The organism is Myxococcus sp. AB025B (genome assembly GCF_006518215.1).
In the GTDB taxonomy this organism is placed as follows: Bacteria; Myxococcota; Myxococcia; order Myxococcales; family Myxococcaceae; genus Myxococcus; species Myxococcus fulvus.
This window is the reverse complement of record NZ_SRLW01000109.1, coordinates 1-22733: the sequence shown is the minus strand read 5'-3', so window position 1 is coordinate 22733 and position 22733 is coordinate 1. Positions and strand designations below refer to the sequence as shown.

Below are 22733 nucleotides of genomic sequence, written 5' to 3'. Positions count from 1 at the left end.
CCCACGACCGACCCGCGCGAGCCCACATCTCACGCCGTTCAGACGACGGTGACGCGGTACTTCTCCTTGTCCTCCGCGCGGTTGTAGGCCGTGGCCGCGGAGATGATGTGGCACACCCAGCCGAGACATCCGCCGGTGCCAATCCAGAAGCCGGGGGTGATGATGAGCCAGAAGACACCGCGCAGGATGTCCCCGTTGTAGATCTGCCCGACGCCTGGGATGAGGAAGGACAACAGGGCTGCGATTCCGGGACGCGACATCGTCTTGGTACCTCCTTGTTCTTCCCTACGCGCGCCGGTCGGAGCCATTGCATCCGGAGGGCAGCCCACCTATCGGCTCCTGGACGCTTGGCTGCCCTGCGCGGCGAGGGGAAGGTGCAATACCGTTCCCAGCCCGCTACCATGGTCCCACTTTGTGAACCCGTCGGGTCGGCGGACGGGCTTTCCGGGGGGACGGTCATCATCGGGCTGCTTCGAGCCAGCGCGCGCGCGCTTCGCGGGCGGCATCTCGTCGAGATGCTGGTCCTGGCCGGCGTGTACCTCGCCGTCGCTCGGCTGGGCCTCTCTTTGGCCACCGTGGGGGGAAATGTCAGCCCCGTGTGGCCCCCCACCGGTGTCGCGCTGGCCGCACTGGTGCTGCGTGGCCCCGTGCTGTGGCCGGGCGTCTTCCTGGGCGCATGTCTGGCGACCCTGTCGACGGGAGCGCCCCCGGCGGTGGTGCTGGGCGTGGCCACGGGCAACACGCTGGCGATGGTGCTCGGCGCGCTCCTGACGCGGCGGCTGCGCATGGACGCGGACCTGTCACGCATCCGCGACGTGGTCGTCCTGTGCGTGGGCGCGGGCGCGGTGTGCACTGGGGTCAGCTCGCTCGTCGGGCCGCTGTGCCTGTTCTGGGGCGGCGTGCTGCCGTGGGAGCAGATGGGCCACGCCGTCTGGGTGTGGTGGGTGGGGGACATGATGGGGGTGCTCGTGGTGGCGCCGCCGCTGCTCGTGCTCAGCCGCCCCGCATGGCCCGCCCGCCTGGGCGAGGCGCTGGCGCTCTCCGGGCTCACGACGGTGCTGGGCGTGGGCATCTTCCTCTTCCGGAACTCGCAGCCGGGGCTCGCGCACGCGGCCAGCTTCCTCTTGTTCCCCATCTCCGCGCTGGCGGCGCTGCGCTTCGGACCGCGCGGCGCGGCGCTGGCGACGCTGGCCATCTCGGCGGTGGCCATCGTTGGCACGGCGCGCGGACAGGGGCCGTTCTCCTCGGGCAACGTGGCGCAGGACCTGCTCGTGCTCCAGCTCTTCATCGTCATCAACGCGGTGACGGGCCAGCTCCTGGCCGCGGCGAGCGAGGAGCGGCGGCGCGCGGTGGAGCGGCTGCAACTGCTCGCCACCACGGTGCGCGGCGTGCACGAGGGCGTCTTCATCGCGGAGGTGGTGGGGCCCGGCCGGCTGCGCACCGTCTTCGCCAACGAGGCGCTGAGCATGCTCCTGGGCCGGCCTCCCGAGGAGATGGTGGACCAGGACCCGTGCCTGCTCTATGGCGACCAGGACCCCCGGCTCACGCAGCGCGTGCACTCGGCGCTCCAGGCGGGCGAGTCCCTCTGCGTCGAGGTGACGGTGCCGCGCAGGGATGGCCGCATCGTGTCCACGGAGGTGCTGCTGTCGCCGGTGCGCGCGACGGGCGGGGACGTGTCCCACTTCGTGGCCACCCATCGCGACATCACCGCGACCAAGGAGCTGCAGGCGCGGCTGGTGGCGGCCGAGCGCGTGGCCGCGGTGGGGACGCTCGCGGCGGGCGTGGGGCATGAAATCAACAACCCGCTGGCCTACCTGGTGCTGAACCTGGAGTCCGCCTCGCGCGCGCTGTCGGAGAGCGGGATGATGGCGATGCGGGACGTGCAGGCCAGCGTGCGCGGCGCGCTGGAGGGCGCCGAGCGCATCCGCCTCATCGTCCGCGACCTCCAGGTGTTCAGCCGTCAGGGGGACCAGGAGCGCTCGCTGGTGGACCTCAACGCGCTGGTGCCTCCGGCGGTGCGCATCATCAGCCATGCGCTGCGCCACCGCGCGCGGCTGGTGGAGGAATTCGGCCCGGTGCCCAAGGTGCTGGGCAGCGAGGCGCGGCTGGGGCAGGTGCTGCTCAACCTGCTGGTCAACGCGATGCAGGCGGTGCCCGAGGGCAACCCGAGCCTCCACGAGGTGCGCGTGCGCACCAGCACGGACGTCACGGGCCGGGCCCGCGTGGACGTGGTGGACACGGGCGTGGGCATCGCCCCGCAGGTGATGTCGCGCATCTTCGAGCCCTTCTTCACCACCAAGCCCTCGGGAGAGGGGACCGGGCTGGGGCTCGCCATCTGCCAGCAGATCGTCCGCACGCACGGGGGCGACCTGGAGGTGCGCAGCGAGGAGGGCAAGGGCAGCGTCTTCACCATGTACCTGCCGGCGGCGCCGGTGCAGGTGGAGGTGCCGCCGCGCCCGGTGTCCCGGAACAAGGTGCCTGTGCCGTCGACGGGAAGGCGGGGACGGGTGCTGGTGGTGGACGACGAGCCCCGGCTGGCGCAGTCCATGCGGCTGCTGCTGGAGCCCTACCACGACGTCGTCACGGCCGCGCGGGGGCAGGATGCGCTCGCGCTGGTGGCGGCGGGCAACCGCTTCGACGTCATCCTGTGTGATTTGCAGATGCCGGAGATCGACGGCGCGGCGCTCTTCCGGCGGCTGGGGGTCATGGCGCCGGAGCTGATTGAGCGCGTGGTGTTCATCTCCGGCGGGGCCTACACCGCGGAGACGCGCAACTTCATCGAGACGGTGCAGAACCTGGTGCTGGAGAAGCCCGTGCGGCCCGAGGTGCTGATGGCGTCGGTGGACGCCGCGCTGGATGCGCTCGACTCGCGAGACGAGGACGAGCGCGAGCCGGTGGTGGCCCGCGCGGGCGGCGCGCGTCACTGAGGACGGCGCCACCCGGCGGAGTGTGTCACGGCTGACGGGTGCTGATGCGCTGCTGGAAGAGCCAGGTCCAGAGCGCCGGGGCCGTGAAGGCGTTCTGTCACACCGTGTTGGAGTGCCCCACGCCCGCGTAGACAGTTGTGGCGTGCATGGCGCTGGTGGTGCCTCCGCACTGCGTCTCCAGCTTCGTCTTGAGCGTGGTGGACTGGGACGCGGGCCCCATGGAGTCCGAGCCGCCGTGGAAGGGCCAGATGGGCAGCGTGCGCAGGTTGCAGATGCTGGCCGTGTTGGCGGGATGCCCGGTGACGGCGAGGGGGACGAAGGCCGCGACGCGGTCCGTGTAGATGGGGAGCCCGGTGGACTCGTAGAGGACGTTTGCGCCGCCGCTGAAGCCCGCGAAGTAGACGCGGTCCGCGTCGACCAGGAGGTCGTGCTTCAGCTCGCCAAGCAGCGCCATCAGGCTGCTGACGTTGAAGATGGCACCGAATCCCGCGCGGTAGGTGGCGTCGCGCAGGTTCCAGGCGAGCCCTTCCGCGTTGGTGTTCACCGCCTGGTGGTCGTCGGTCAGCATCACGCCGCCGGTACCCGGGAGCGAGAAGACGATGGGCCAGCGAGCGTTGCGGTCCGTGTTGTATCCGGCGGGGAGGAAGCGCGCGTAGGAGTAGCGGGCGTCCTGCACGGCGATCTGCTCACCGGCCATGCACGTCGGCGGACCGGTGGTGGGCGTGGTGGGATGGCCCATCACGCGCAGCTCGCGCACGTGGGTGTTGCTGGGGCCCAGGCCGGTGGCCGGGGCTCTGTATTCGAGCCACAGGAGGCGGACCTTGGAGGCGACCACGGGCGTGGTGAAGGTCACCGTCTTCACGGTCGTCGTTTTGGGGTTGTTGCGCACGGAGCCGCCGGGGATGGGCTTCCAGCAGCCATCGTCCCACGCCAGCAGGTCGAAGTTGACGAGGGCCTCCGGGGAGTCGACGTAGAAGGACGAGTGCAGCTCCACGCCGTGGATGAGGAAGCTGCCCTGGGGGTCGATGTCCAGGTGCGTGCCCCGCTGGGTCGTCCAGCCGGACTTCCAGAAAGGAGGAAGACGTAGGGGTCCGTCTGGTATTGCGACGCCGTCGCCGGCTTGTCTGACCAGCGTCTCCAGTGACGCCGACCGCGAGGACTCCTCGATGGGCGCCTGGGGCGTCGGGTCGCAACCGCTCAGCGCCAGGGTGCCGACACAGCTCCCCAGCAGGATGAAGGACTTGTTCAAGCCGGAATCTCCCGGACAGAACTGCAAAGTGAGTTCTGGTCCAGGAGTGCACTCCTGGTGCACGGGAATTCGTGATGCTGAAGTTTCAAAGATACAGAAACATGTGGATGTCGCTGGCTATCCCCCGGCCCAGGCGATGCGGATGAGGTCCTCCGAGGCGCTGGACCCCTACGGCTTCAGCCCCGCGTAGACGGCGTCACGCACGGCGCCGGGGAACGCGCCCGACATGCCCTCGAACGCGGTGTTGGTCAGCGTCACCACGGTGACGCCGCTGCGCGGGTCCACGAACCAGTTGTGTCCGTACGCGCCGCCCCACTGCCACGTGCCTTGCGCCTGCTCACCCTGCGCCAGCTCCGCGTCCGCCAGCACCGCGGAGATGAGCCCCCAGCCCCAGCCCGGTCCCTGCGTCTGCGACTCCGGCCCCACGTGCACCGCGCCGAGCTTGTCCACGGTGGCCTTCTTCAGCACCGGCGCGCCGCCCTTGCGCAGCGCCTCCAGGAACTTCACGTAGTCCGCCGCCGTCCCCACCATGCCCGCGCCGCCCGAGGCGTACGCCTCCGCGCTCAGCGCCCGTCCCGGTGAGAAGCGGACCTTTCCGCCCCAGAGCGGCACGTCCTGCGTCCTGCCCATGCGCGTCGGCGTGGGCTTGCCGTCCGCGTACGCCGCCACCAGCCGCGAGGCATCGCCCGCGCGGAAGGACGTGTCCTTCAAACCCAGGGGCTTCGTGACGAGCTTCGCCACGGCCTCCGGCAGCGGCGCCCCCGCGGCGCGAGAGACCACCGCGCCGAGCACGTCCGTCGACAGCGAGTAGTTCCAGCGCTGCCCCGGCTCGGAAGACAGCGGCACCGTCGCGAGCCTGCGCAGGTTCTCCTCCAGCGTCAGCCCCGGCACCTCGTCCAGCCCGTCGGAGACGCCCGCCTTCCCGTGGGCGGCCTCGTTCTGCGGCTGGAAGCCGTACGTCAGCCCCGAGGTGTGCGTCAGCAGGTGCTTCACCGTGATGACCGGCTCGCGGCCGTCCGAGAGCTTCGGCCGGAAGTCAGGCAGCCACTTCGTGACGGGGTCCTCCAGCGACAGCTTGCCCTGGTCCACCAGCGCCAGCGCTGCCACCGAGACGAGCGGCTTCGTCATGGATGCCAGCCGGAACACGTTGTCCTCGCGCATGGGGTGCTTCGCCTCCCGGTCGGCGAAGCCCGCGGCGCGGCGATAGAGGACCTTTCCATCGCGGAGCACGGTGACCACCGTGCCGACGATGCGCTGCTCGGCCAGGGCCTGGTCGATGACCGCGTCCAGGTCGCGGGCCACGGCGGCCGGGCCGGAGGTCTGGGGGGCCGCGGTGGGCGGAGGAGGGGACGCGGGAGCAGCGGAGGACACACCGAGGCTGGCAGCCACCAGCAGGCTGGCGATGGCGGGATTCATGGGTCGGGACTCCTTTTTATGTAGCGGGTGTTATTTAAATAGGAGCCGCCTCCCGCGATTTCAATAGTGAGCGTTATGAAAAAGGACCTGTCCCCCCGACCCCGAGGTCGGCCCCGGGAGTTCGACGAGACGAAGGCCGTGGACCGGGCGCTGGAGGTGTTCTGGCGGCTGGGCTACGAGGGCGCGTCCGTGGCGCAGCTCACCCAGGCCATGGGGCTCACCGCGCCCAGCCTCTACGCCGCGTTCGGCTCCAAGGAGGGCCTGTACCGGCGGGTGCTGGAGCGCTACCAGCAGGGCCCGGGCGCCTACACCTGGAGCGTGTTCACCGAGGAGCCCACCGTGCGAGCCGCCGTCGAGCGACTGCTGCGCGAGACGGCCCACCACTTCACGCGCCGCAAGCAGCCTCCTGGCTGCATGATTTCCACGGCGCTCCTGCGCTGCGCGGAGGAGCACCAGCCGGTGGCGGACTTCGTCGCGAGCCTGCGCACCCGCGCGGTGGACGTGTTCCGCGAGCACATCCAGCGCGCCATCACCAAGGGGGAGCTGCCCGCGGGCACGGACGCGGAGGCCATGGCCCGCTACCACGGCGCCATCATCCAGGGCATGTCCGTGCAGGCCCAGGACGGCGCGAGCGAGGCGGAACTGCTCGGGCTGGTGGAGGTGGCGATGCGGGCCTGGAGCCCTCCGGCCAGCCGGCCTCGCGCGCGCTGACCCGGGGGAACACCGTCCTCCCAGGCCGGAAAGTCCCTGCGAATCCGGCCGGTTGCGCCGCTCCAGGCTCCGCCGCTCCCGCGCCGCGCGGGTTTGCGGTGCGACGGGCGTCCGGGAGGCTTATCAACACGGGTAAGGATGCCCGACATGACCGCCCAAGAACGCGTCGAGACCGCCGCCGCCCGCGCGCTGAAGGTGTTTCCGCTGCCGTCGGCGGTGCTCTTCCCCCACACCCTCATCCCCCTGCACATCTTCGAGCCGCGCTACCGGGACATGGTGCGTGACGCGCTCGCGGGGGACCGCGTGGTCGCGCTGGCCCAGCTGGAGGCAGGCTGGGAGGGCAACTACGAGGGCCGTCCCCCCATGCAGCCCATCATGTGCGCGGGCGTCATCGCCTGGGACGAGCAGGTGGAGGAGGGCCGCTACAACATCCTCCTGCAGGGCGTCAGCCGCATCCGGATGATCTCCGAGCTGTCGGGCGACAAGTCCTACCGCGAGGTGCGCGCGCAGGTGCTCGCGGACCACCCCTACCAGGGGCCCGAGGAGGAGCGGCTGCGGCAGGCCGTGTTCGAGCTGGCCGGGCGCGTGCCTCCCACCTTCGCGGAGAGCCTGCTGCCGGTGGCGGCGCGCGCGGGCGGAGGGATGCTCGCGGACGTGGTGGCCTCGGCCATCATCCCGGAGGCCGAGCGGCGCCAGCAGCTGCTCGTGGAGCTGGACGTGAAGCGCCGGCTGGAGGCGGTGCTCGCGGACGTGGGCGAGCTCATCGCCCGGCTCCAGCCCGTGCGGCCCTCCGGCCCACTGAACTGAAGCACCCCGGGCCCCTCCTCGCGGGGCTTGCCTTGCGCGTCGCTCCAGGCATTGCTGGGCCCCTCGTCGGGAACGAAAGGGGAGTGGGGAACCATGCGGCTCGTGAAAGTCGGCATCGCCAGCGTCAACACCGTCGTCGGAGCCTTCGTCCGCAACACGGACCGGGCCCTGGCACTGGCGAAGCGGATGGCCGAGGACGGCGTCACCGTGGGCGTCTTCCAGGAGCAGCTCATCGCCGGCTACCCGGCCGAGGACATGGTGCAGTGGCAGGGCTTCATCGACCGGCAGTGGCCGGAGCTGGAGCGCTTCGCGAACCAGACGGCGTCGCTGCCCACGGTGTTCCTGGTGGGCGTGGGCGTGGCGCCGCAGGGCCAGCGGCTCAACTGCGCCGCGGTGGTGGCCGGAGGGCGCGTGCTGGGCCTGGTGCCCAAGGAGAAGCTGCCCACGTACAGCGTCTTCTATGAGGCGCGCACGTTCGGCCGCGGCCAGCCGGGCATGGCGGAGGTGTACCGGGGCGTGCCCCTGGGCGACTACCTGTTCCAGTTCGACTTCGGCCTCATCGCGCCGGAGGTCTGCGAGGACATCTGGAGCGCGGATGGCCCCATGCGCCGGCGCACGTACTCGGGCGCGGAGCTGGTCATCAACCTGTCCGCGTCCCCGTTCCGGCTGGGCTTCGTGGAGACGCGCCGCGAGCTCATCGCCACGCGCGCCGCGGACCACCAGTGCACCATCGCCTACTGCAACGCGGTGGGCAGCAACGACGGGCTCATCTTCGACGGCGGCGGCTTCCTCAACCAGAACGGTCGCCACGTCATGGAGACGCCGCGCTTCCAGGAGGGCTACGCGGCGGCCGTCGTCGACCTGGACCGCACCCTGCGCCTGAGGGGCGAGGCCACCACCTGGCGCGTGGACCGCGAGTCGTGGCTGTCCTCCGGTGGCAAGAGCGTGCCGGTGCTCGACTGCACGAAGACGGTGGCCACGCGGCGCGAGGCGCTCACCTACCCGGTGCCGCCGCACAGGAGCTTCTTCCTGCCCGCCCCCGACAAGCGCCGCCCCGCGCGCGAGGCCTTGTGCGAGGACATCCTGGACGCGCTCGCGCTGGGCGTGGGCGACTACTTCGAGAAGACGCGCGCCTTCAAGGTGCTGGGCATCGCGCTGTCGGGCGGCCGTGACTCGCTGCTCACGCTGCTCATCGCCCACCGCTACGCGAAGCGCGCGCGGCCGGACAACCCCGGCTCGCTCATCCAGGCGTTCTACATGCCCAGCCGCTTCTCCAGCGACTCCACGCGCGAGGCGGCGGAGACGATTGCGCGCGAGCTGGGCGTGGCCTTCCAGGTCGTCTCCATCGACGAGGCCTTCGAGCGCGAGCGCGCCGTGGCGGAGACGATGCTGGGCGGCGCCCCCGTCACCGCCATCACCGAGCAGAACATCCAGGCCCGCCTGCGCGCCCAGCGCATGTGGAACTGGAGCAACTCCTGCGGCGGCCTGTTCCTGCAGACGGGCAACATGAGCGAGAAGTCGGTGGGCTACACCACCATCGGCGGAGACCTGATGGGCGCGCTCGCCGTCATCTCCAACGTGCCCAAGACGGTGGTGATGTACCTCCTGGACTACCTCCAGGAGACCACCGGCTACGAGGGCATCCGCAAGGTGCTCGCCAAGCCCGCGGGGCCGGAGCTGGCGCACAACCAGGTGGGCGAGGAGGAGCTGATGCCCTTCCCCATCCTGGACGCGTGCTTCTACCTGTTCGCCGCGGAGAAGCTCACGCCCGCGGAGATGCTCCAGGCGCTCACGGCCATGTTCCCGGAGGTGGACGCGACGCGGCTGGCGGGCCACGTGGACAAGTTCGTGCGGCTGTTCAACCAGTCCATCTACAAGTGGGTCCAGTCCCCGCTGTCGCTGCACATCGGCAACCTGGACCTGGACCGCGAGCGCGCGCTGCAACTGCCCGTCGTCACCGGCTCCGAGTGGCTGCGCGCGAAGTGAGCCACTGAACACGCCACCGTGTTGCCCGTTCCCCACGTCCGCCCGCTTGCTGGGCGTGGGGGCGCGCTGGGGTGATCTCCACCCTTGTGCTCCTTGCCGGATGTCGCCCCGGAAACAACCTTCATGTCAGCCACTCGACGACGGAGGGTTGGATGAAAGCGAAGATTCTGGCTGGCGCCATCGGGGCGCTCATGTACGGCACCTCGGCCTTGGCTTCGGATGGCGATTGCCCGCCGCCCCAGGCGAGCACGGAGCGCCAGGGGCAAGGCGTGTTGTTGGCCCAGTCGCAGGACACCTCTTCGGGCGACTCGGACGTGCTCCAGGAAGAGGACATCATCATCGAGACCGAGCCGGTGCCCGACGCCATGGGCATGGACGACGACTCGGGCATCGGTGGCAGTGGAACGAGCGGGCAGGATGACTCCTCCAGTGGGAGCAGCCAGGCCCTCCCGCCCGCACAGGGCGAGCTGCGCCTGAACATGCCACTTCGCTGCGAGCCCGTGGACTCGCAGGAGCAGGGCACGGGTGGCAGCGGCTTCGACAGCCAGCAGCAGGGCATCCAGAGCGTGCCAGCTCCGGCCCCCGCTCCGTCCGCGCCGCAGCCTCGTCCCGAGGCGGGGGCACCGGTGGAGCCGCAGTCGGAGTCCTATCCGGCGCCCGAGCAGGACGCCTTCGGTGGGAGCGGCGTCGCGGCGCCTCCTCCGGCGGACTATCGGCCCTCGGCGGAATCGGCCGAGCCCATCGAGCCGCTCGAGGTGAAGAAGAAGGACAAGCACGACATGAGAGGGCTGAGCCTGCTGCTCAACGGCGGTGTGGAGGGCTACACCGGCGCGCTGGCTCCGCAGCTCAACCCGGGCCCCACGGCGGGTGTGACAGCCGCCATCCGGCCCTCGAAGGTGTTCGGCATCGAGCTGGGCTACACCGGCGCGCTCAACAACATCGACTCCAAGCGCGGCGAGGTGGACACGGACGGTCCGGACCTGGTGCGCAACGGCGGTCAGGCGGTGGCGACGCTCGGCCTGTTCCCCACCGCGTGGCAGCCGTACGTGCTGGGCGGCATCGGCATCAGCGACTACAACTTCCGAGGCGGCCAGTCGCTGGGCTACAAGGATGACACCGTGGGCAACGTGCCGGCCGGCGTGGGGCTGCGAGGCCACGTGGGCAACTTCACCGTGGACGCGCGCGCCAACTACAACTTCCTCTTCGACAAGGACTTCGCTCCGGGCATCGACTCCGGTGGCGGTGACTTCGACGGGGGCGGCAGCTACCAGGGCACCGTCAGCGTGGGTGGTACCTTCTGAGTGGTGGTCCTGACGCCTTCACACAGGGCGTGGTCAGTGGCGCGGTGCCCGGTAGCCAACGGGCCCGCGCCGCTGTGTTTTCAGGTGCGGCGCGCGGGGCCCTCGCGGGTTAAGGTGAAACCTTCCACTGCAACAGGAGAGGGAATGAGCCTGAAGGTCGAGGATTCGAAGGTGGGCACCGGGACGGAGGCCACCGCCGGCAAGTCGGTCACCGTGCACTACGTGGGGACGCTGACGGACGGCAAGAAGTTCGACAGCAGCCGGGACCGGGGCCAGGGCTTCACGTTCCGTCTCGGCGCGGGTCAGGTCATCCAGGGGTGGGACCAGGGCGTCGCGGGCATGAAGGTGGGCGGCGTGCGCAAGCTCACCATCCCCCCGGAGCTGGGCTACGGCTCGCGCGGCGCGGGCGGCGTCATCCCGCCCAACGCCACCCTGGTGTTCGAGGTGGAGCTGCTGGACGTCCGCTGAAGTCATGCCCCGCTGACGGCGGGGAGAAACGAGGGCCGTCATGGCGACGGTGGAAATCACCAAGGACAACTTCAAGGAAACCGTCGGCAAGGACGGTATCGTCATCCTGGACTGGTGGGCGTCGTGGTGCGGCCCGTGCCGTCTCTTCGCGCCCACCTTCGAGACGTCGTCCGGCAAGCACCCGGACATCGTCTTCGGGAAGATAGACACGGAGGCGCAGCCGGAGCTCTCCGGGGCCTTTGAAATCCGCTCCATTCCCACCCTCATGGTGTTCCGTGACGGCATCCTCCTGTTCGAGCAGGCGGGCGCGCTGCCGGCCGCCGCGCTGGAGGACCTGGTCCGTCAGGTGCGGGGCCTGGACATGGCGCAGGTGAAGAAGGAAATCGAGGAGCGCCGGGGCAAGGAAGCGCCCAAGGCCTGAGCGGCCTGGCTTCGCGCGAGCGGATGGAGGTCCGTCCGCTCGCGTGAGGCGTGGCGGCTCACCAGTGGATGAGCAGGGAGAAGTCCTTGTAGGGCGGCTCGCCCGACTCCAGCTCGACGCGGAAGCGGCGCTCGGGGTTGGTCTGCAAGAGGCCGCTGCGGACCAGTCCGCTGCACCATGCGGGGCCGAAGAACTCGTCCTTGAAGCTCAGCCGCGCGGTGGTGTCGGAGACGCGCTCGTACTCGCGCTCGCCGAAGGTGCTGGTGGCGCCCGCCAGGCCCGAGCCCACGGACAGGCCGCGGTGCGGGTCCTCGCCGGTGATGGCCATGACCATCTCACCCACGGGAGCGGAGAAGACGTGGGAGGCGGCGGTGAAGGACAGCTGCTCCACCGCGACCGCGTAGTCCTCACCCAGCTTCTGTCCCACGGACAGGGCGCCCTCGTGCAGCAGCGCCAGGTAGTCGCTGGCGGGCCGGTGGGTGGGCGCGCCGCGCGCGGGGACGGTGGGGATGGGCGCCTGGGCGGCGATGGCGAGCGACTGGCCCATCCTCCTGGCGATGCTCTCCCTGAGACAGTGGACGAACAGGTCGAGCACCAGGTGTTCGGGACGGCAGAGAGCCATGCGGGCTTGCAGGTGCGCGGGAGAGTCCATGTCACTTTCCTAGCGGCGCGCGGTGGGACAAGTCCAGGGGGGCGGGCTCGTCCGCGGGTCGCTCCGTCATTTGGCGACCGTGCAAACCCCTCCGCCGTTGAGGTGGGCCTGGTCGACGATGCTCTGGGTGACGAATTGCTGCAGCGTGCGCACATCGTGCGCGCCGGGCAGATACACCACGGGTTGACCCGCCGCGTCGCGCAGCTCGCCGCCGTCCCGACCTCGCAGGTCGGTGAGCAATTGGGAGGCGAGCCCCTCCGGAGTGATGAGGTTGCCCTCGGTCGCCGTCGCGGCGATGGCGTCGAAGCGCAGCTGCACGCCCCGGTGGGTCCCGAGCCTGTCGTAGAACATGTGTTCGGCGTGGATGGTGACCTCCACGTCCGCGCGTGAGCCCTCGGGGACGATGATGCCCTGGGTGCCGTCCACCCCGTTGATGCAGTCCACCATGCGCGCGTCGACGGGGAAGCCCATCCGGAACTCGAACACACCCACACCGGACTTCACCGCGCGCCCCTCCACCCAGTAGCTGAAGCCGCGCTCGCGCATCATCCGCAGGTCGTCGGCGGAGACCTGTCCGTCCGCCAGTTCGGTGCCGTCGTGGGGAGGGCTGACCCGGAAGCCCACGTCCCAGCGGCCGGCGGGAAGGCCCGAAAGCTCCGTGAGCGGGATGTCTCCCTTCTGCACGTCGACCAGCACGTGGCGCGGGCTGTCGCGCACCTCGCCAGAAGCGGACGTCAGGCGCACCTCGCCCAGGGACACCAGGTACTTGGTGAACTGCACGGACCAGCCATCCTGGAAGAGGGTGTCCGGCAGGCCGCGCTGGGTGCCGTCCCCGCCGCTCATCGTCACGCGCACGTCTCCGGTGGCCACGTTGTCGCAGCCCGCGAACAGCAGGGTGGCGAGCACGCAGAGCAGGAGACCTCTCGGGTTCGTTTTCATGTTCCAGGGATGTATATGTAACCAAGTTGCGATTCAAGCGGGCTCGTTGTATCTGCGAGCGGTCGACGTTCCAGGTGGCGGGTGCCGCCGGTTCCAGGAGTGAGGGCCTCGCCGTGTGGATTGCGATGCTGGTGATGTGTGCGATGGGGGCACTGGAGGAGGTGCCCATCACACCGCCGGTTCCGGTGGAGGCGGCGCCGCCGTCGATGCCCGTGGATGCGCCGGTGCTGGAGCGGCCGGCGACGGTGGTGTTGCGGCTGACCATCGACGAGGCGGGGGAGGTGTCGCGCGCGGAGGTGCAGGCCTCGGCGGGGCCGGTGTTCGACCGGGCGGCGATGGAGGCGGCGGTGCGGTGGCGCTTCCAGCCGGCGCGACGGGGGGAGGCGCCGCTCGAGGTGCGGGTGGATGTGCCGGTGCACTTCGTCCCGGAGTCGGCGGGCGGCGCGGGGGCGCACCATCATGGTGAGGCGGTGGCCGCCACGGCGGTGCCGGCGCGAAGCGGTGATTTGACGGGCGCTCCGACCACGTCGGCTGCTTCGACGGCTGGCGCAGAAGCGCCGAGCGAAGCGCCCGGTTCCGCGATGGAGTCCCGCTCTTCGCGGGATGCTTCGGCGCGAGGCGCGGCGGCTGGCTCAGAATCGTCGAGCGATGCGCCCGGTTCTGCGGCGGAGTCCGGCTCGTTGCGGAAGGCTTCGGCCCAAGGCTCGGCGGCTGGCGCTGAGTTGCCAGGCGAAGCGCCCGGTTCCGCCACGGCGTCACGCCCGGCACGGGGCGCTTCCGCCCTGGGCTTGGCGGCTGGTGGCGCATCGTCAGGCGAGGCGACGAGCCCCGCGTCATCGACGCAAGCAGGCTCCGCGCAGGGCGCTTCGACCCCGGACGACGCAGAGAGTTCGGATTCGTTACGGGAGCAGGGCGCCACGACGGAGACGAAGTCCTCCGAGCGGGTCCTCTCCACCACCGTCCGCGATGTCGCCGCGGCGCCTCCGCCCGTCGCGGTGGGTGACTTCCACATCGAGGTGGGACAGCTCGCGGACGTGCCGCGCAACTCCGCCTCCGACCTGATGCTGCTCGCGCCCGGCGTGATGCTCGCGAACCACGGTGGCGAGGGCCACGCGGAGACGGTGTTCATCCGAGGCTTCGACGCGGGCGAGGGCAAGGACGTGGAGATGCGCCTCAACGGCGTCCCCCTCAATGAGGTCTCCCACGCGCACGGCCACGGCTACGCGGATACGTACTTCATCATCCCGGAACTGGTGGACGCGCTGCGCGTCACCGAGGGCCCTTACGACGCGTCCCAGGGAGACTTCGGCGTGGCGGGCACGGTCGAGTACCAGCTCGGACTGAAGCGCCGGGGGCTCACCACGTCGGTCAGCTACGGCAGCTTCGCCTCGCGCCGGCTCGCGCTGGTGTGGGGGCCGCCCGAGTCCAGCGAGGCCACCTTCGTGGGACTGCTCCTGCGCCAGGGCGACGGCTTCGGGCCGAATCGCTCGTTCGCCAACGCGAGCGCCATGGCGCAGGTGGAGCTGCTCCTCGGTGATGACACCCGGCTGCGGCTGCTCGGCACGAGCTATGGCGCGCGCTTCGCCTCCGCGGGTGTGGTGCGCGAGACGGACGTGGTGGACTCGCGGCTGCCCTGCGCGCCGGACGCGGACTCACAGTTCTTCTGCTTCTACGACGAGAACCAGGGCGGCGCGAGCCAGCGCCACATCGTCTCCGCCGAGCTCCAGTCTCGGCTGAAGCGCGGCGGCCGGCTGGTGCAGCAGGGGTACGTGGTGCTGCGCCAGACGCGCATCCGCGACAACTTCACCGGCTTCATGCAGGACACCCCGCCCGTTGGTCAGTCCCAGCGAGGCGACACGGCGGAGGGCTTCTATCGCGGCAACACGCTGGGCCTGCGCGGTCGGTACATCCCGGGGCTCACGTTGCTGGGGGAGGCGCGTCCGCTGGAGCTGGGCTACGTGGCCCGCTACGACGACGTGCGCACGCGCTCACGGCGACTGCGGGACAGCGGCGGCGCGCCCTACGCCACGCTCTACGACAACCAGGTGCGCACCACGAACCTGGGGGGCTACGCGTCCCTGCGCGTCTCGCCTCGTCCCTGGCTCACGCTGCGCGCGGGCCTGCGGCTGGACACGTTCCTGTTCGGCGTGGAGGACCTGAACCGTCCCGCGGTGGACCGGGACGGGCCCCGGCTCACGGATGAGTCCGTGGATGCCTATGGCTTCTTCGCCAGCCCCAGGGCCAGCGCGGAGGTGAAGCTGTCCCCCCGGCTCACCTGGATGACGAGCGCGGGGCTCGGCGCGCGCTCCAGTGACGCGGCCGCGCTGTCCGACGCGGAGCTGGCGCCATATGCGCGGGTGGCCTCGGGAGAGACGGGGCTCGGCTGGCGGCTGGAGGGCGAGGGGCGTCCGTACACGCTGGAGGCGCGCGGTGCCGTCTTCGCGACCCGTGTGTCGCAGGACTTCGTCTTCGACGAGCGATTGGGCCGCAACCAGCCCATCGGCGCGTCGCAGCGCCTGGGCGCCTTCGCCACGGGCCGCTTCGTGTGGAGCGAGTGGATGGACGTGCAGGCCTCCATCGCCTGGGCGCGCGCCACGCTGCCCACGCCCGGCGCGTCCGCGTGGAAGCTGTGGGATGGCGCGGTGATGCCGTACATCCCGGCGCTGCTGGGTCGACTGGATGCGTCGGTGCGCGGCGACGTCACGCTGGCGGGTGAGCGCGTGGGCTGGAACGTGGCGTTGGGGCACAGCGCGGTGGGGCCTCGGCCGCTCCCGCTCGACCGCTACAGCGCGCCCGTCTTCCTCTTCGACGTGGCCACGCGCGCGCGCTGGAGCTGGGTGGAGTTCGGCGTGTCCGTGGAGAACGCGCTCGACACGCGCTGGCGTGAGACGGAGCTCAACTACGTCTCCAACTTCCGTGGCGCGGATGCGCCCGCCTCGCTGCTCGCCACGCGGCACTTCACCGCGGGGCCTCCGCGCACCTTCCGCGGCACCCTCACGCTGTACCTGGACTTCGAGGAGGACTCTCCATGAGCTCGCCCGTGTTTCCTCGCGGCATGTCCCGCCGTGCCTTCACCCTGGGCCTGGGCGCGGCGCTCGCGGCGGGTGGCTCCGCCTGTGGGCTGTCCGGCACGGGCGGTCGCGGCATCGTGTTCCACATGGGCCTGCGCACCGCGCTCGCGCCCGAGGCCACACAGGTCGGTGAGTTCACCACGGACACGGGCTGGGGCGTGCGGCTCACCTCGGCGCGGATGGTGCTTGGGCCCATCTACCTCTTCGAGAACGCGTCCCCCCTCCAGCAACAGGCGCGCGGGGTCCTGCGCTCGCTGATGGACGTGCTGGTGCCCACGGCCCACGCGCACGACGGAGACTTCTTCTCCGGAGGCACGGTGCTCGGTGAGTGGGACCGCGAGGTGGTGTTCGACCTGCTCGCCCAGGAGGATGCGCGGGTGCTCGGGCGCTCTCCTGGCATCGCGGGTCGTGCGCGCTCGTTCTCCCTGCTGCTCCAGCCGCCCTCGCGGGCACTCGGCGACGAGGGCGCCGCGCTCCAGGGGCACTCCGTGCTGATGGAGGGCACGGCCTTCCGGGGCGAGCAGCGCATCCCCTTCCGCGTCGCGCTCGACTTCCCTCCGCCCGTGGAAACCCAGCGCGTGGACTTCGTGCCCATCGAGGCGGACCTGGACGACGACGGCCTCTTCGTCGTGGAGGTCCGCCCTCATCAGTGGTTCCAGGGGGCGCACTTCGACCGGCTCCCTCCGTCCACCGAGGGGCTCCCGGTGGACGTGACGCCCGAGACGCAGGTGCACCGCGCGTTGTCCGTCAACGTGCGGCGCTTCACCGCCTTCTCGGGGGCGTGGGAGCCGGGCTTCACGTCATGACGTGCTCGCGCCACCGGGCACGGGAGACGCGCTCCGGCTGGTCGCGCGAGAGATGCTCAGCCACACGAGCGTCACCGCGAGCCAGCCCAGGGTGAGCGCCCGCCACGACATGGGCGCGTTCGCCTGGACGAGCCACAGCGTCACGGCGCCCCCCATGGCGAACACCCGCGCCATCTCCAGCGGCAGGCCCCAGCGCTTGGACTCCATCATCCCGCCCCACGCGGTGGCCATGCCCCAGAAGAAGACGCTGAGCATCAGCTTCTGCCAGCCCGACAGCGGCGAGGCGTGGTGGCTGACCAGCAGCATGAAGGGCATCGACGCAATCATCTGGAAGACGAGGTAGCCGCGGATGTTGGGCAGCTCGGTGGACTGGAACTTCACCTCGACGCCCGTCTGGTTCCACTTCGTCTCCACGCGGGCCGGCAGGTCCGCGGGGCGCCAGCCGGTGGGCATCACCCACAGCCGCAGCTTGTCCCACCAGCTGCGCGTCTTCACCGCGTCGCTGCACAGCTTCGCCCAGAACTGGAAGTTGATGACGGTGGGGTCCCACGTGTTGGGCGGCGTGGTGACGCCGTAGGAGCACTCCTCCGTCTCCTCCCGGTACGTGCCGAACAGCTTGTCCCAGATGATGAGGAAGCCCGCGTAGTTCTTGTCGATGTAGACGTCATTGCGCGCGTGGTGCACGCGGTGGTGCGAGGGCGTGTTGAGCCAGGACTCAATCCACCGGGGCAGCTTGGGGATGACGCGGGTGTGGGGGATGAACTGGAGCACCAGGTGGAAGGCCACCATGGCGAGCACGGCCTCCGGCGAGAAGCCGATGACGACGAGCGGCCAGTAGAACAGGAACGAGAACAGCCGCTGGGTGACGCTGGCGCGCAGGGCCACCGCGTAGTTGAGCTCCTCGGTGGAGTGGTGCGGCGAGTGCGCGGCCCAGCCGATGTTGGTGCGGTGCCCGAAGCGGTGGAACCAGTAGAAGAGGAAGTCGACGCCCAGGAAGAGCCCGACGAGGGCCCACGGCGAGGTGCTGTCGATGCGCCAGAGGGACAGCTCGCCCAGCAGCGTGAACAGGGGCAGCACCATCAGCGCCACGGCCACGTTGACGCACTGGTTGAGGACCGCGGTGCCCACGCTCGCGATGGAGTCCTGGAAGCTGTAGTAGCCGTTGCGCTTCGCCACGCAGTAGATGAACTCGCCCAGCGCCAGCGCGATGACGAAGGGCGTGGCGATGGCGTAGACGTTGATGGACATGCCCTCGGGTGTACGGCGCCCGGCTCGCTGGGCGCCTTAACCTGGGTTAACCTCGTCCCACCTACCCGTGAGATTCCCGACGCTCTACGAGCAGCTCGCCCCGCTCGGTCCCATTCCCCCGAGTGAGTGGGAGCGCGCCGAGTCGTTCGCGAGGGAGCAGGCGGTGGAGCGCAAGGCCCACTTCCTGCGTCCCGGAGACCCGGCGGACCGCTTCGCCGTGGTGCTCCAGGGCGTGTTCCGCCTGGTGCGCGTCTCCGCGCGGGGCGGCGAGTCGGTGAAGGCGTTCCGCGCCGAGGGTGAGCTCCTGGGCGCCTACGCGGAGCTGCTCCAGCGACAGCCGTCGATGACGTCCATCGAGGCGCTGGAGCCCGCACGGGTGCTGGTGTTCCGCACGCAGGACTTCCAGGCGCTGGAGGAGGGCCACACGTGCTGGGTGCGCGTGGCGCGCCGCGTCGCCGAGCGGCACTTCCTGTTGAAGGAGCGCCGCGAGCAGGAGTTCCTGGAGCTGTCCGCGGAGGAGCGGCTGGACACCTTCTGGGCGGAGCATCCGCACCTGCGCGGCCGCGTCCCGCAGCGCGACGTGGCGGCCTACCTGGGCATCACCGAGGTGGCCCTGAGCCGCATCATGTCCAGGCGGCGCAAGCGCACCGAGTGAAGCCCGCACCCAGGGCCCACACGGTGCGCTCGCGGCCTCGAGGCGCGCTTCAGTACCGCTCGAAGACGAAGGTGAACTTCTCCAGCGGCGTCGGGCCGTAGGTGAGGCGCAGGAAGCGGTCACCGGCGGGCGCGGTGAACTTCAGCGTGTGGGTGATGGCGGGCAGACAGACCTGCGGCGCGGGCGTCACGGTGGAGGGGACCACCGTCTCGGCCTCCGTCACGTCGTGCACGACGATGGGCACGTCCTGGTTCAGATACAGGATGACCGGCCGGTCGCGCTCGTCGGAGACGACCTCCGAGTAGCCGAGGAACGCGCCGCCGTTCGCGGGGAGCGTCAGCTCGTAGAACTCGTGGGGGGCGTCCGTCGCGGGGTACATGGCCGTGGGGGATGCGCCCGCGGTGACGGCGACAGGGGCCTCCAGCAGCGCGTGGCCGCAGGCGTGCTCGGTGACACCGTCGCGCTTGCCCGTGGTGAAGTCGAGCCGCCCGTCTCCCAGGCTCGCGTGCGCGGTGTCCAGCGCATGGCCCGCCTCGTTGCGCAGCTGCGTGAGGTCCACCGAGTAGCGGCTCTCCTCTTCGAGCGGCGGCAGGTCCGACTCTGGCCGGGGAATCGAGACGGTGAGCGTCAGCGCGTCCTCGGACCAGGTGCCCATGAGCGAGCGCGGCGCGTTGGCGGGCGTGCTCTCATCCCGCAGCGTCACCCGGCCCTCCGCGACGTCCATCTTCTCGTTGAACGTGACGGTGACGAGCCGCCGCAGCGTCGTGCTCGTGCCGACCTTGTACGTCTGCACCGGCAGCACGCCCGTGGCGCCCTCCGCCGGATTCGAGGCCACGACGTGGGGCCGCGCGACGTCCGCGCCCACCTGGAACGAGAAGCTGTACGCCGCCGCCTGTCGGTTGCCCGCGAGGTCCTCGAAGCGCTCCACCGTGACGTCCACCTTCGCGCCAGCGCGCAGGGGCTGTGTGGGGTGCGCGATGAGCGTGCGCCCCTCGTCCTCCCAGTGCCCCGTCTCCAGCAAGAGGGTGACATCGCCATCCGCGGCGCGCACCGTGCCCGAGTCCCTCCGGACGGGCTCGCTGAAGCGCACCGTGATGGCGCTGCCAGGCGCCACGTCCACCGCGTCGGCCGCGGGCGTCGTGCCCGTCACCGTGGGCGGCGCGCTGTCGCCCGCGTCGGGGCCCGCGTCCGTCGTCGTGCCTCCATCCGGGGGCGTGGGTGTGGGGTCGTCGTTGTCGCAGCCAGTCAGGGCCAGCAGGGTGCAGGTGGCCAGCAGCGTGGCCGCGTTGGAGAAGCGCATCGGGTGTGACCTCGCGAGGGTGAGTCAAAGGACAAGGGCGGAGCACCCCGGATGTCTGGGGTGCCCCGCCGGGAGTCACGCGGACTCCTTGTGACGAATCAGCGACTGTCAGCAGTTGAAGATGGCGGGGTTGGTGTCGTCGCAGTCGAAGCGCGTCTTCGAGTAGCCGCTGTTGACCTCGCAGGCGAAGCGGTAGACGGGCGTGTTCACGCCGTAGCCGTCACCGTCCTGGTCCCGGTAGTAGCGGTCGCGGTTGTTGTAGAGGTACTCGGGGACGATGCCCACCTGGTTGCCCGAGGCGGTGGCCGAGACGACGATGTACTCGGTGCCCGGCGTGAGGTCGTAGACCTGCGCCTTGATGAGCGAGCAGCCCGTCTCCGCGACGGACTCGTTGATGAGCGGCGACACCGTCGCGCTGGTGGTGGCGTTCACCACGGTGAGGGCCACGTTCTTGTTCACGTAGAACGCGACGGACTCCACGGTGCCGCTCCCGGACACGTTCGTCGGGGTGAACGTCACCGAGCCCTCGGCGCCCGCCGGCAGGGTGAGCGTGTAGTGCTTGTGCTGCGTGCTGATGTCCGGCGCCGTGTCCACGCGCGTGGCGCTGGCCGTCACGTTCACGTTGTCGCCGCTGTTGTTCGCGTGGGTGCACGCGTGCGTCGTCATGAGGGTGTCGTCCACCGACACGCACCCGGCCTCCAGCGGCTGCTCCGCCTGGCCGGCCGACTCCTGCTCCACGGCCTCCGTCGGTCCGCAGGCCGCGAGCGACAGGCCGAGCAATGCACCGCAGAGGGTCTGCTTCAGCATCTTCATGTGGGATTTCCTTTCAAGGCCGGGCGCGAAGCGCGGGCACCGGAGCGGCGTCCCGAGACACGCCACGGCGTCGATATTCATGTCTTAATAGTAACTCAGTTGCAATAACGACGCGCACGATTCCCAGGAGTCGGCGTGTGTGGGGTTACTGGAGGTGCTCGATGACCATGCCGAGCTCGGTGAGCGAGGTGGGGCCGAGCGTGAGCGTGTATTGGACGCGGTCGGTCAGCTCGTAGCCGACCATGTGTTTCAGGCCCGAGCAGAAGTCGCCGGTGGCCTTGGTGCCCGCGGGGGTCACCGTCTTCTGGACGGCGGTCTCCACGAGGGTGACGGGGACGTCCGGGGTGCTCAGGTAGACGACAAAGTTGCCGGAGGCGAAGGCCTTGTAGCTGAACGTGCCGGTGTACTGGCCATCCACCTCGCGCAGCTTCACGGTGTAGTAGGTGTGGAAGTCGTCGACGCGAGGGTCGCGGGTGGTGGAGGCGGTGACGGTGACGTAGGGGCCGTTCGTGACGTGCCAGCAGGCGTGCTCTCCGTCGTCGCCGAAGTCGAAGCCCTCGCTGGGGACGTAGTTGGGGTCCGCGACGCACGCGAGGCCCTCGGGCGCGGCCAGGTAGCCCTTGTTGCAGTGACACCAGTCACCCTCGGGCTCGCGGTGGATGTGGCCATGGGGCTCGCACGGGTCTCCCGAGGGCTCGGGTTCGGGCGGAGGGTCGTCGCCACCGCAGGCGGAGGCCGCCAGGGCGAGCGTGGCCAGGAGGGCACGGAGTTTCCAACGCATGAGGGAGCGCTCCACGAGGGCTCGAGAGGTGGATGTCATTGAGAGGCGGGCCGGGAAGAAGGTCGTGAACGACGCAGCACGGGTGCAAGTGCCCGGAACGGTTCCAGGCACTCGCGGGTGAGGGGTTACTCCTCGTGGTGGTGACCGGCCTCCTCGACGATGAGCGAGAAGGAGGCATTGCGGCGCAGCACGGAGCGGAACTCCAGGTAGTACTCGGTGTCGGCCTCGAGGTCCGCGAGGATGGTGGTCTTCAGCGCGCCGCAGACCTCGGCGGGGACTTCGTAGCGGCACTCACGCGCCACCTCGACGCCGGTGGCGGCCTCATAGATGCGCAGGCCGCGGTGGCGCGACAGCAGGAAGGCGAACTCACCGGACTCGTCCGGGAGGAACGAGACGCGGCCGGCCCAGCCCCAGGAGTTGGTGCTCCGCGGCAGGCTGATGTTGAACGTGGTGTGGGGCGCGCTGACGTCCACCAGCACAGGGGCGCCGAGGGCCGCGGCGGTGACGGGCTCGAAGGGCCCCATCTCCGCGTGGATGCACGCGTGCTCGATGACCTCGTCGAGCTCCTCCGGCTCGTCGCAGGAGGGCAGGGCGCCGAAGAGCAGCGCGGACTCGCTGGTGGTCAGCGCCTCGGCCTGGACGGCCGGCTCCTCGGCGGTGGTGCCGCAGCCGGTGAGCAGGAGCGCGACGCTGGTGGCGAGCAGGGACTTGTGCAGCAGGGACTGGGGCTTCATCTGGGGACTTCTCCTTGTTGTGGGTACGGCGGGTGTGTCGACTGCGAAGGGCGGTGGCTCAGGGCGTGTCCGGGCGGAGCACGACCCAGGTGGCCAGGACCTGGCCCGAGGCGAGGTGCTCGGCGGGGAGTTGCAGGTGGGCGGCGTTGCCCGGCAGGCGCAGCTCGGGCGTGAGGCGGAAGGCCGCGTCGTGCGTGGCCGCGTCCGGGAAGGTGACGCGCGTGACGCAGCCCGCGGCGAAGCAGCGCGGCGGCTCGGCCTCGACGGGCTGGATGCTCGTCGCCATCCGTTGTCGCCACGTGTCCAGCGCCTCGCGGGCCCCAGCGGTCCAGGGCTCCTGGCTCACGCCCGAGGACTCCAATGACGCGAGCACGGCGTCACGGCGTGCCTTGGGGTCGGCGGGGGCTTCGCGCAGGGCCTGGACGAGCAGCTTGCGTGACTCGGGGAG

General features: G+C 70.4%; 20 protein-coding genes and 1 pseudogene. 10 read left to right on the top strand and 11 right to left on the bottom strand.

Features of this window, described 5'->3' with window-relative positions; translation table 11 throughout:
- Window positions 1-38 precede the first annotated feature (38 nt).
- Window positions 39-260: a DUF5683 domain-containing protein gene (locus FL311_RS19620; protein ID WP_141327000.1), complete on the bottom strand. Its 222-nt coding sequence runs from the start codon at window positions 258-260 to the stop codon at window positions 39-41.
- 255 nt (window positions 261-515) lie between these two features.
- On the opposite strand from FL311_RS19620, the gene FL311_RS19615 reads away from it, so the two are divergent.
- The gene (locus FL311_RS19615) at window positions 516-2927 is read left to right on the top strand and encodes an MASE1 domain-containing protein (RefSeq protein WP_141326999.1); all 2412 of its coding nucleotides are present in this window, start codon (window positions 516-518) and stop codon (window positions 2925-2927) included.
- Between the two features lie 97 nt (window positions 2928-3024).
- Here FL311_RS19615 and FL311_RS19610 read toward each other — a convergent pair whose 3' ends face one another.
- Window positions 3025-4176: a hypothetical protein gene (locus FL311_RS19610; protein ID WP_141326997.1), complete on the bottom strand. Its 1152-nt coding sequence runs from the start codon at window positions 4174-4176 to the stop codon at window positions 3025-3027.
- Between the two features lie 168 nt (window positions 4177-4344).
- Window positions 4345-5592 carry a serine hydrolase gene (locus tag FL311_RS19605; protein ID WP_194869269.1) on the bottom strand — a complete coding sequence of 416 codons (1248 nt, stop codon included), beginning with the start codon at window positions 5590-5592 and terminating at the stop codon, window positions 4345-4347.
- 75 nt (window positions 5593-5667) lie between these two features.
- On the opposite strand from FL311_RS19605, the gene FL311_RS19600 reads away from it, so the two are divergent.
- From FL311_RS19600 to trxA, 6 genes are all read left to right on the top strand, one after another.
- Window positions 5668-6303 (top strand): TetR/AcrR family transcriptional regulator, encoded by a 636-nt coding sequence (locus FL311_RS19600; RefSeq protein ID WP_141327016.1) that lies wholly within the window; start codon window positions 5668-5670, stop codon window positions 6301-6303.
- Window positions 6304-6450: 147 nt separating this feature from the next.
- A complete protein-coding gene (locus tag FL311_RS19595; protein WP_194869268.1) occupies window positions 6451-7110 on the top strand; it encodes an LON peptidase substrate-binding domain-containing protein in 660 nt (219 codons plus the stop codon).
- A 93-nt stretch (window positions 7111-7203) separates the two neighbouring features.
- The gene (nadE, locus tag FL311_RS19590) at window positions 7204-9096 is read left to right on the top strand and encodes an NAD(+) synthase (protein ID WP_141326993.1); all 1893 of its coding nucleotides are present in this window, start codon (window positions 7204-7206) and stop codon (window positions 9094-9096) included.
- A 152-nt stretch (window positions 9097-9248) separates the two neighbouring features.
- Window positions 9249-10397 carry an outer membrane protein gene (locus FL311_RS19585; RefSeq protein WP_194869267.1) on the top strand — a complete coding sequence of 383 codons (1149 nt, stop codon included), beginning with the start codon at window positions 9249-9251 and terminating at the stop codon, window positions 10395-10397.
- Window positions 10398-10541: 144 nt separating this feature from the next.
- Window positions 10542-10865: an FKBP-type peptidyl-prolyl cis-trans isomerase gene (locus FL311_RS19580; RefSeq protein WP_046716635.1), complete on the top strand. Its 324-nt coding sequence runs from the start codon at window positions 10542-10544 to the stop codon at window positions 10863-10865.
- A 40-nt stretch (window positions 10866-10905) separates the two neighbouring features.
- On the top strand, window positions 10906-11286 hold the full coding sequence (gene trxA / locus FL311_RS19575; RefSeq protein ID WP_141326991.1) for a thioredoxin: 381 nt from the start codon (window positions 10906-10908) through the stop codon (window positions 11284-11286).
- Window positions 11287-11344: 58 nt separating this feature from the next.
- Here the strand turns inward: trxA and FL311_RS19570 are convergent, their stop codons facing one another.
- Window positions 11345-11938: a DUF2378 family protein gene (locus FL311_RS19570; protein ID WP_141326989.1), complete on the bottom strand. Its 594-nt coding sequence runs from the start codon at window positions 11936-11938 to the stop codon at window positions 11345-11347.
- A 66-nt stretch (window positions 11939-12004) separates the two neighbouring features.
- Window positions 12005-12877, bottom strand: a complete 873-nt coding sequence (locus FL311_RS19565) for a hypothetical protein (protein ID WP_141326986.1) — start codon at window positions 12875-12877, stop codon at window positions 12005-12007.
- A gap of 143 nt (window positions 12878-13020) precedes the next feature.
- On the opposite strand from FL311_RS19565, the gene FL311_RS19560 reads away from it, so the two are divergent.
- Together FL311_RS19560 and FL311_RS19555 are read left to right on the top strand one after the other, a co-directional pair.
- Window positions 13021-15909 (top strand): TonB family protein, encoded by a 2889-nt coding sequence (locus FL311_RS19560; RefSeq protein WP_141327013.1) that lies wholly within the window; start codon window positions 13021-13023, stop codon window positions 15907-15909.
- Complete coding sequence (locus tag FL311_RS19555) at window positions 15906-16754, top strand: hypothetical protein (protein WP_141326984.1); 849 nt, start codon at window positions 15906-15908, stop codon at window positions 16752-16754. The genes FL311_RS19560 and FL311_RS19555 overlap by 4 nt, the downstream gene beginning before the upstream one ends.
- Here the strand turns inward: FL311_RS19555 and FL311_RS19550 are convergent.
- Window positions 16749-18002 (bottom strand): sterol desaturase family protein, encoded by a 1254-nt coding sequence (locus FL311_RS19550; protein ID WP_141326982.1) that lies wholly within the window; start codon window positions 18000-18002, stop codon window positions 16749-16751. The two genes, FL311_RS19555 and FL311_RS19550, sit on opposite strands and share 6 nt — an antisense overlap.
- Before the next feature lie 67 nt (window positions 18003-18069).
- Between FL311_RS19550 and FL311_RS19545 the strand changes: the two genes are divergently transcribed.
- A complete protein-coding gene (locus FL311_RS19545; RefSeq protein ID WP_141326980.1) occupies window positions 18070-18657 on the top strand; it encodes a Crp/Fnr family transcriptional regulator in 588 nt (195 codons plus the stop codon).
- A gap of 49 nt (window positions 18658-18706) precedes the next feature.
- Here FL311_RS19545 and FL311_RS19540 read toward each other — a convergent pair whose 3' ends face one another.
- The 5 genes and pseudogenes from FL311_RS19540 to FL311_RS44135 all read right to left on the bottom strand — a co-directional run.
- Complete coding sequence (locus FL311_RS19540) at window positions 18707-19957, bottom strand: Ig-like domain-containing protein (RefSeq protein ID WP_141326979.1); 1251 nt, start codon at window positions 19955-19957, stop codon at window positions 18707-18709.
- 108 nt (window positions 19958-20065) lie between these two features.
- On the bottom strand, window positions 20066-20770 hold the full coding sequence (locus FL311_RS19535) for a hypothetical protein (RefSeq protein ID WP_141326976.1): 705 nt from the start codon (window positions 20768-20770) through the stop codon (window positions 20066-20068).
- A 145-nt stretch (window positions 20771-20915) separates the two neighbouring features.
- Complete coding sequence (locus FL311_RS19530) at window positions 20916-21551, bottom strand: hypothetical protein (protein ID WP_194869266.1); 636 nt, start codon at window positions 21549-21551, stop codon at window positions 20916-20918.
- Window positions 21552-21676: 125 nt separating this feature from the next.
- Window positions 21677-22285, bottom strand: coding sequence for a hypothetical protein (locus FL311_RS19525; RefSeq protein ID WP_194869265.1), 609 nt, complete (start codon window positions 22283-22285; stop codon window positions 21677-21679).
- Between the two features lie 58 nt (window positions 22286-22343).
- Window positions 22344-22733 (bottom strand): annotated as a pseudogene (locus FL311_RS44135) (hypothetical protein); the annotation flags it as partial.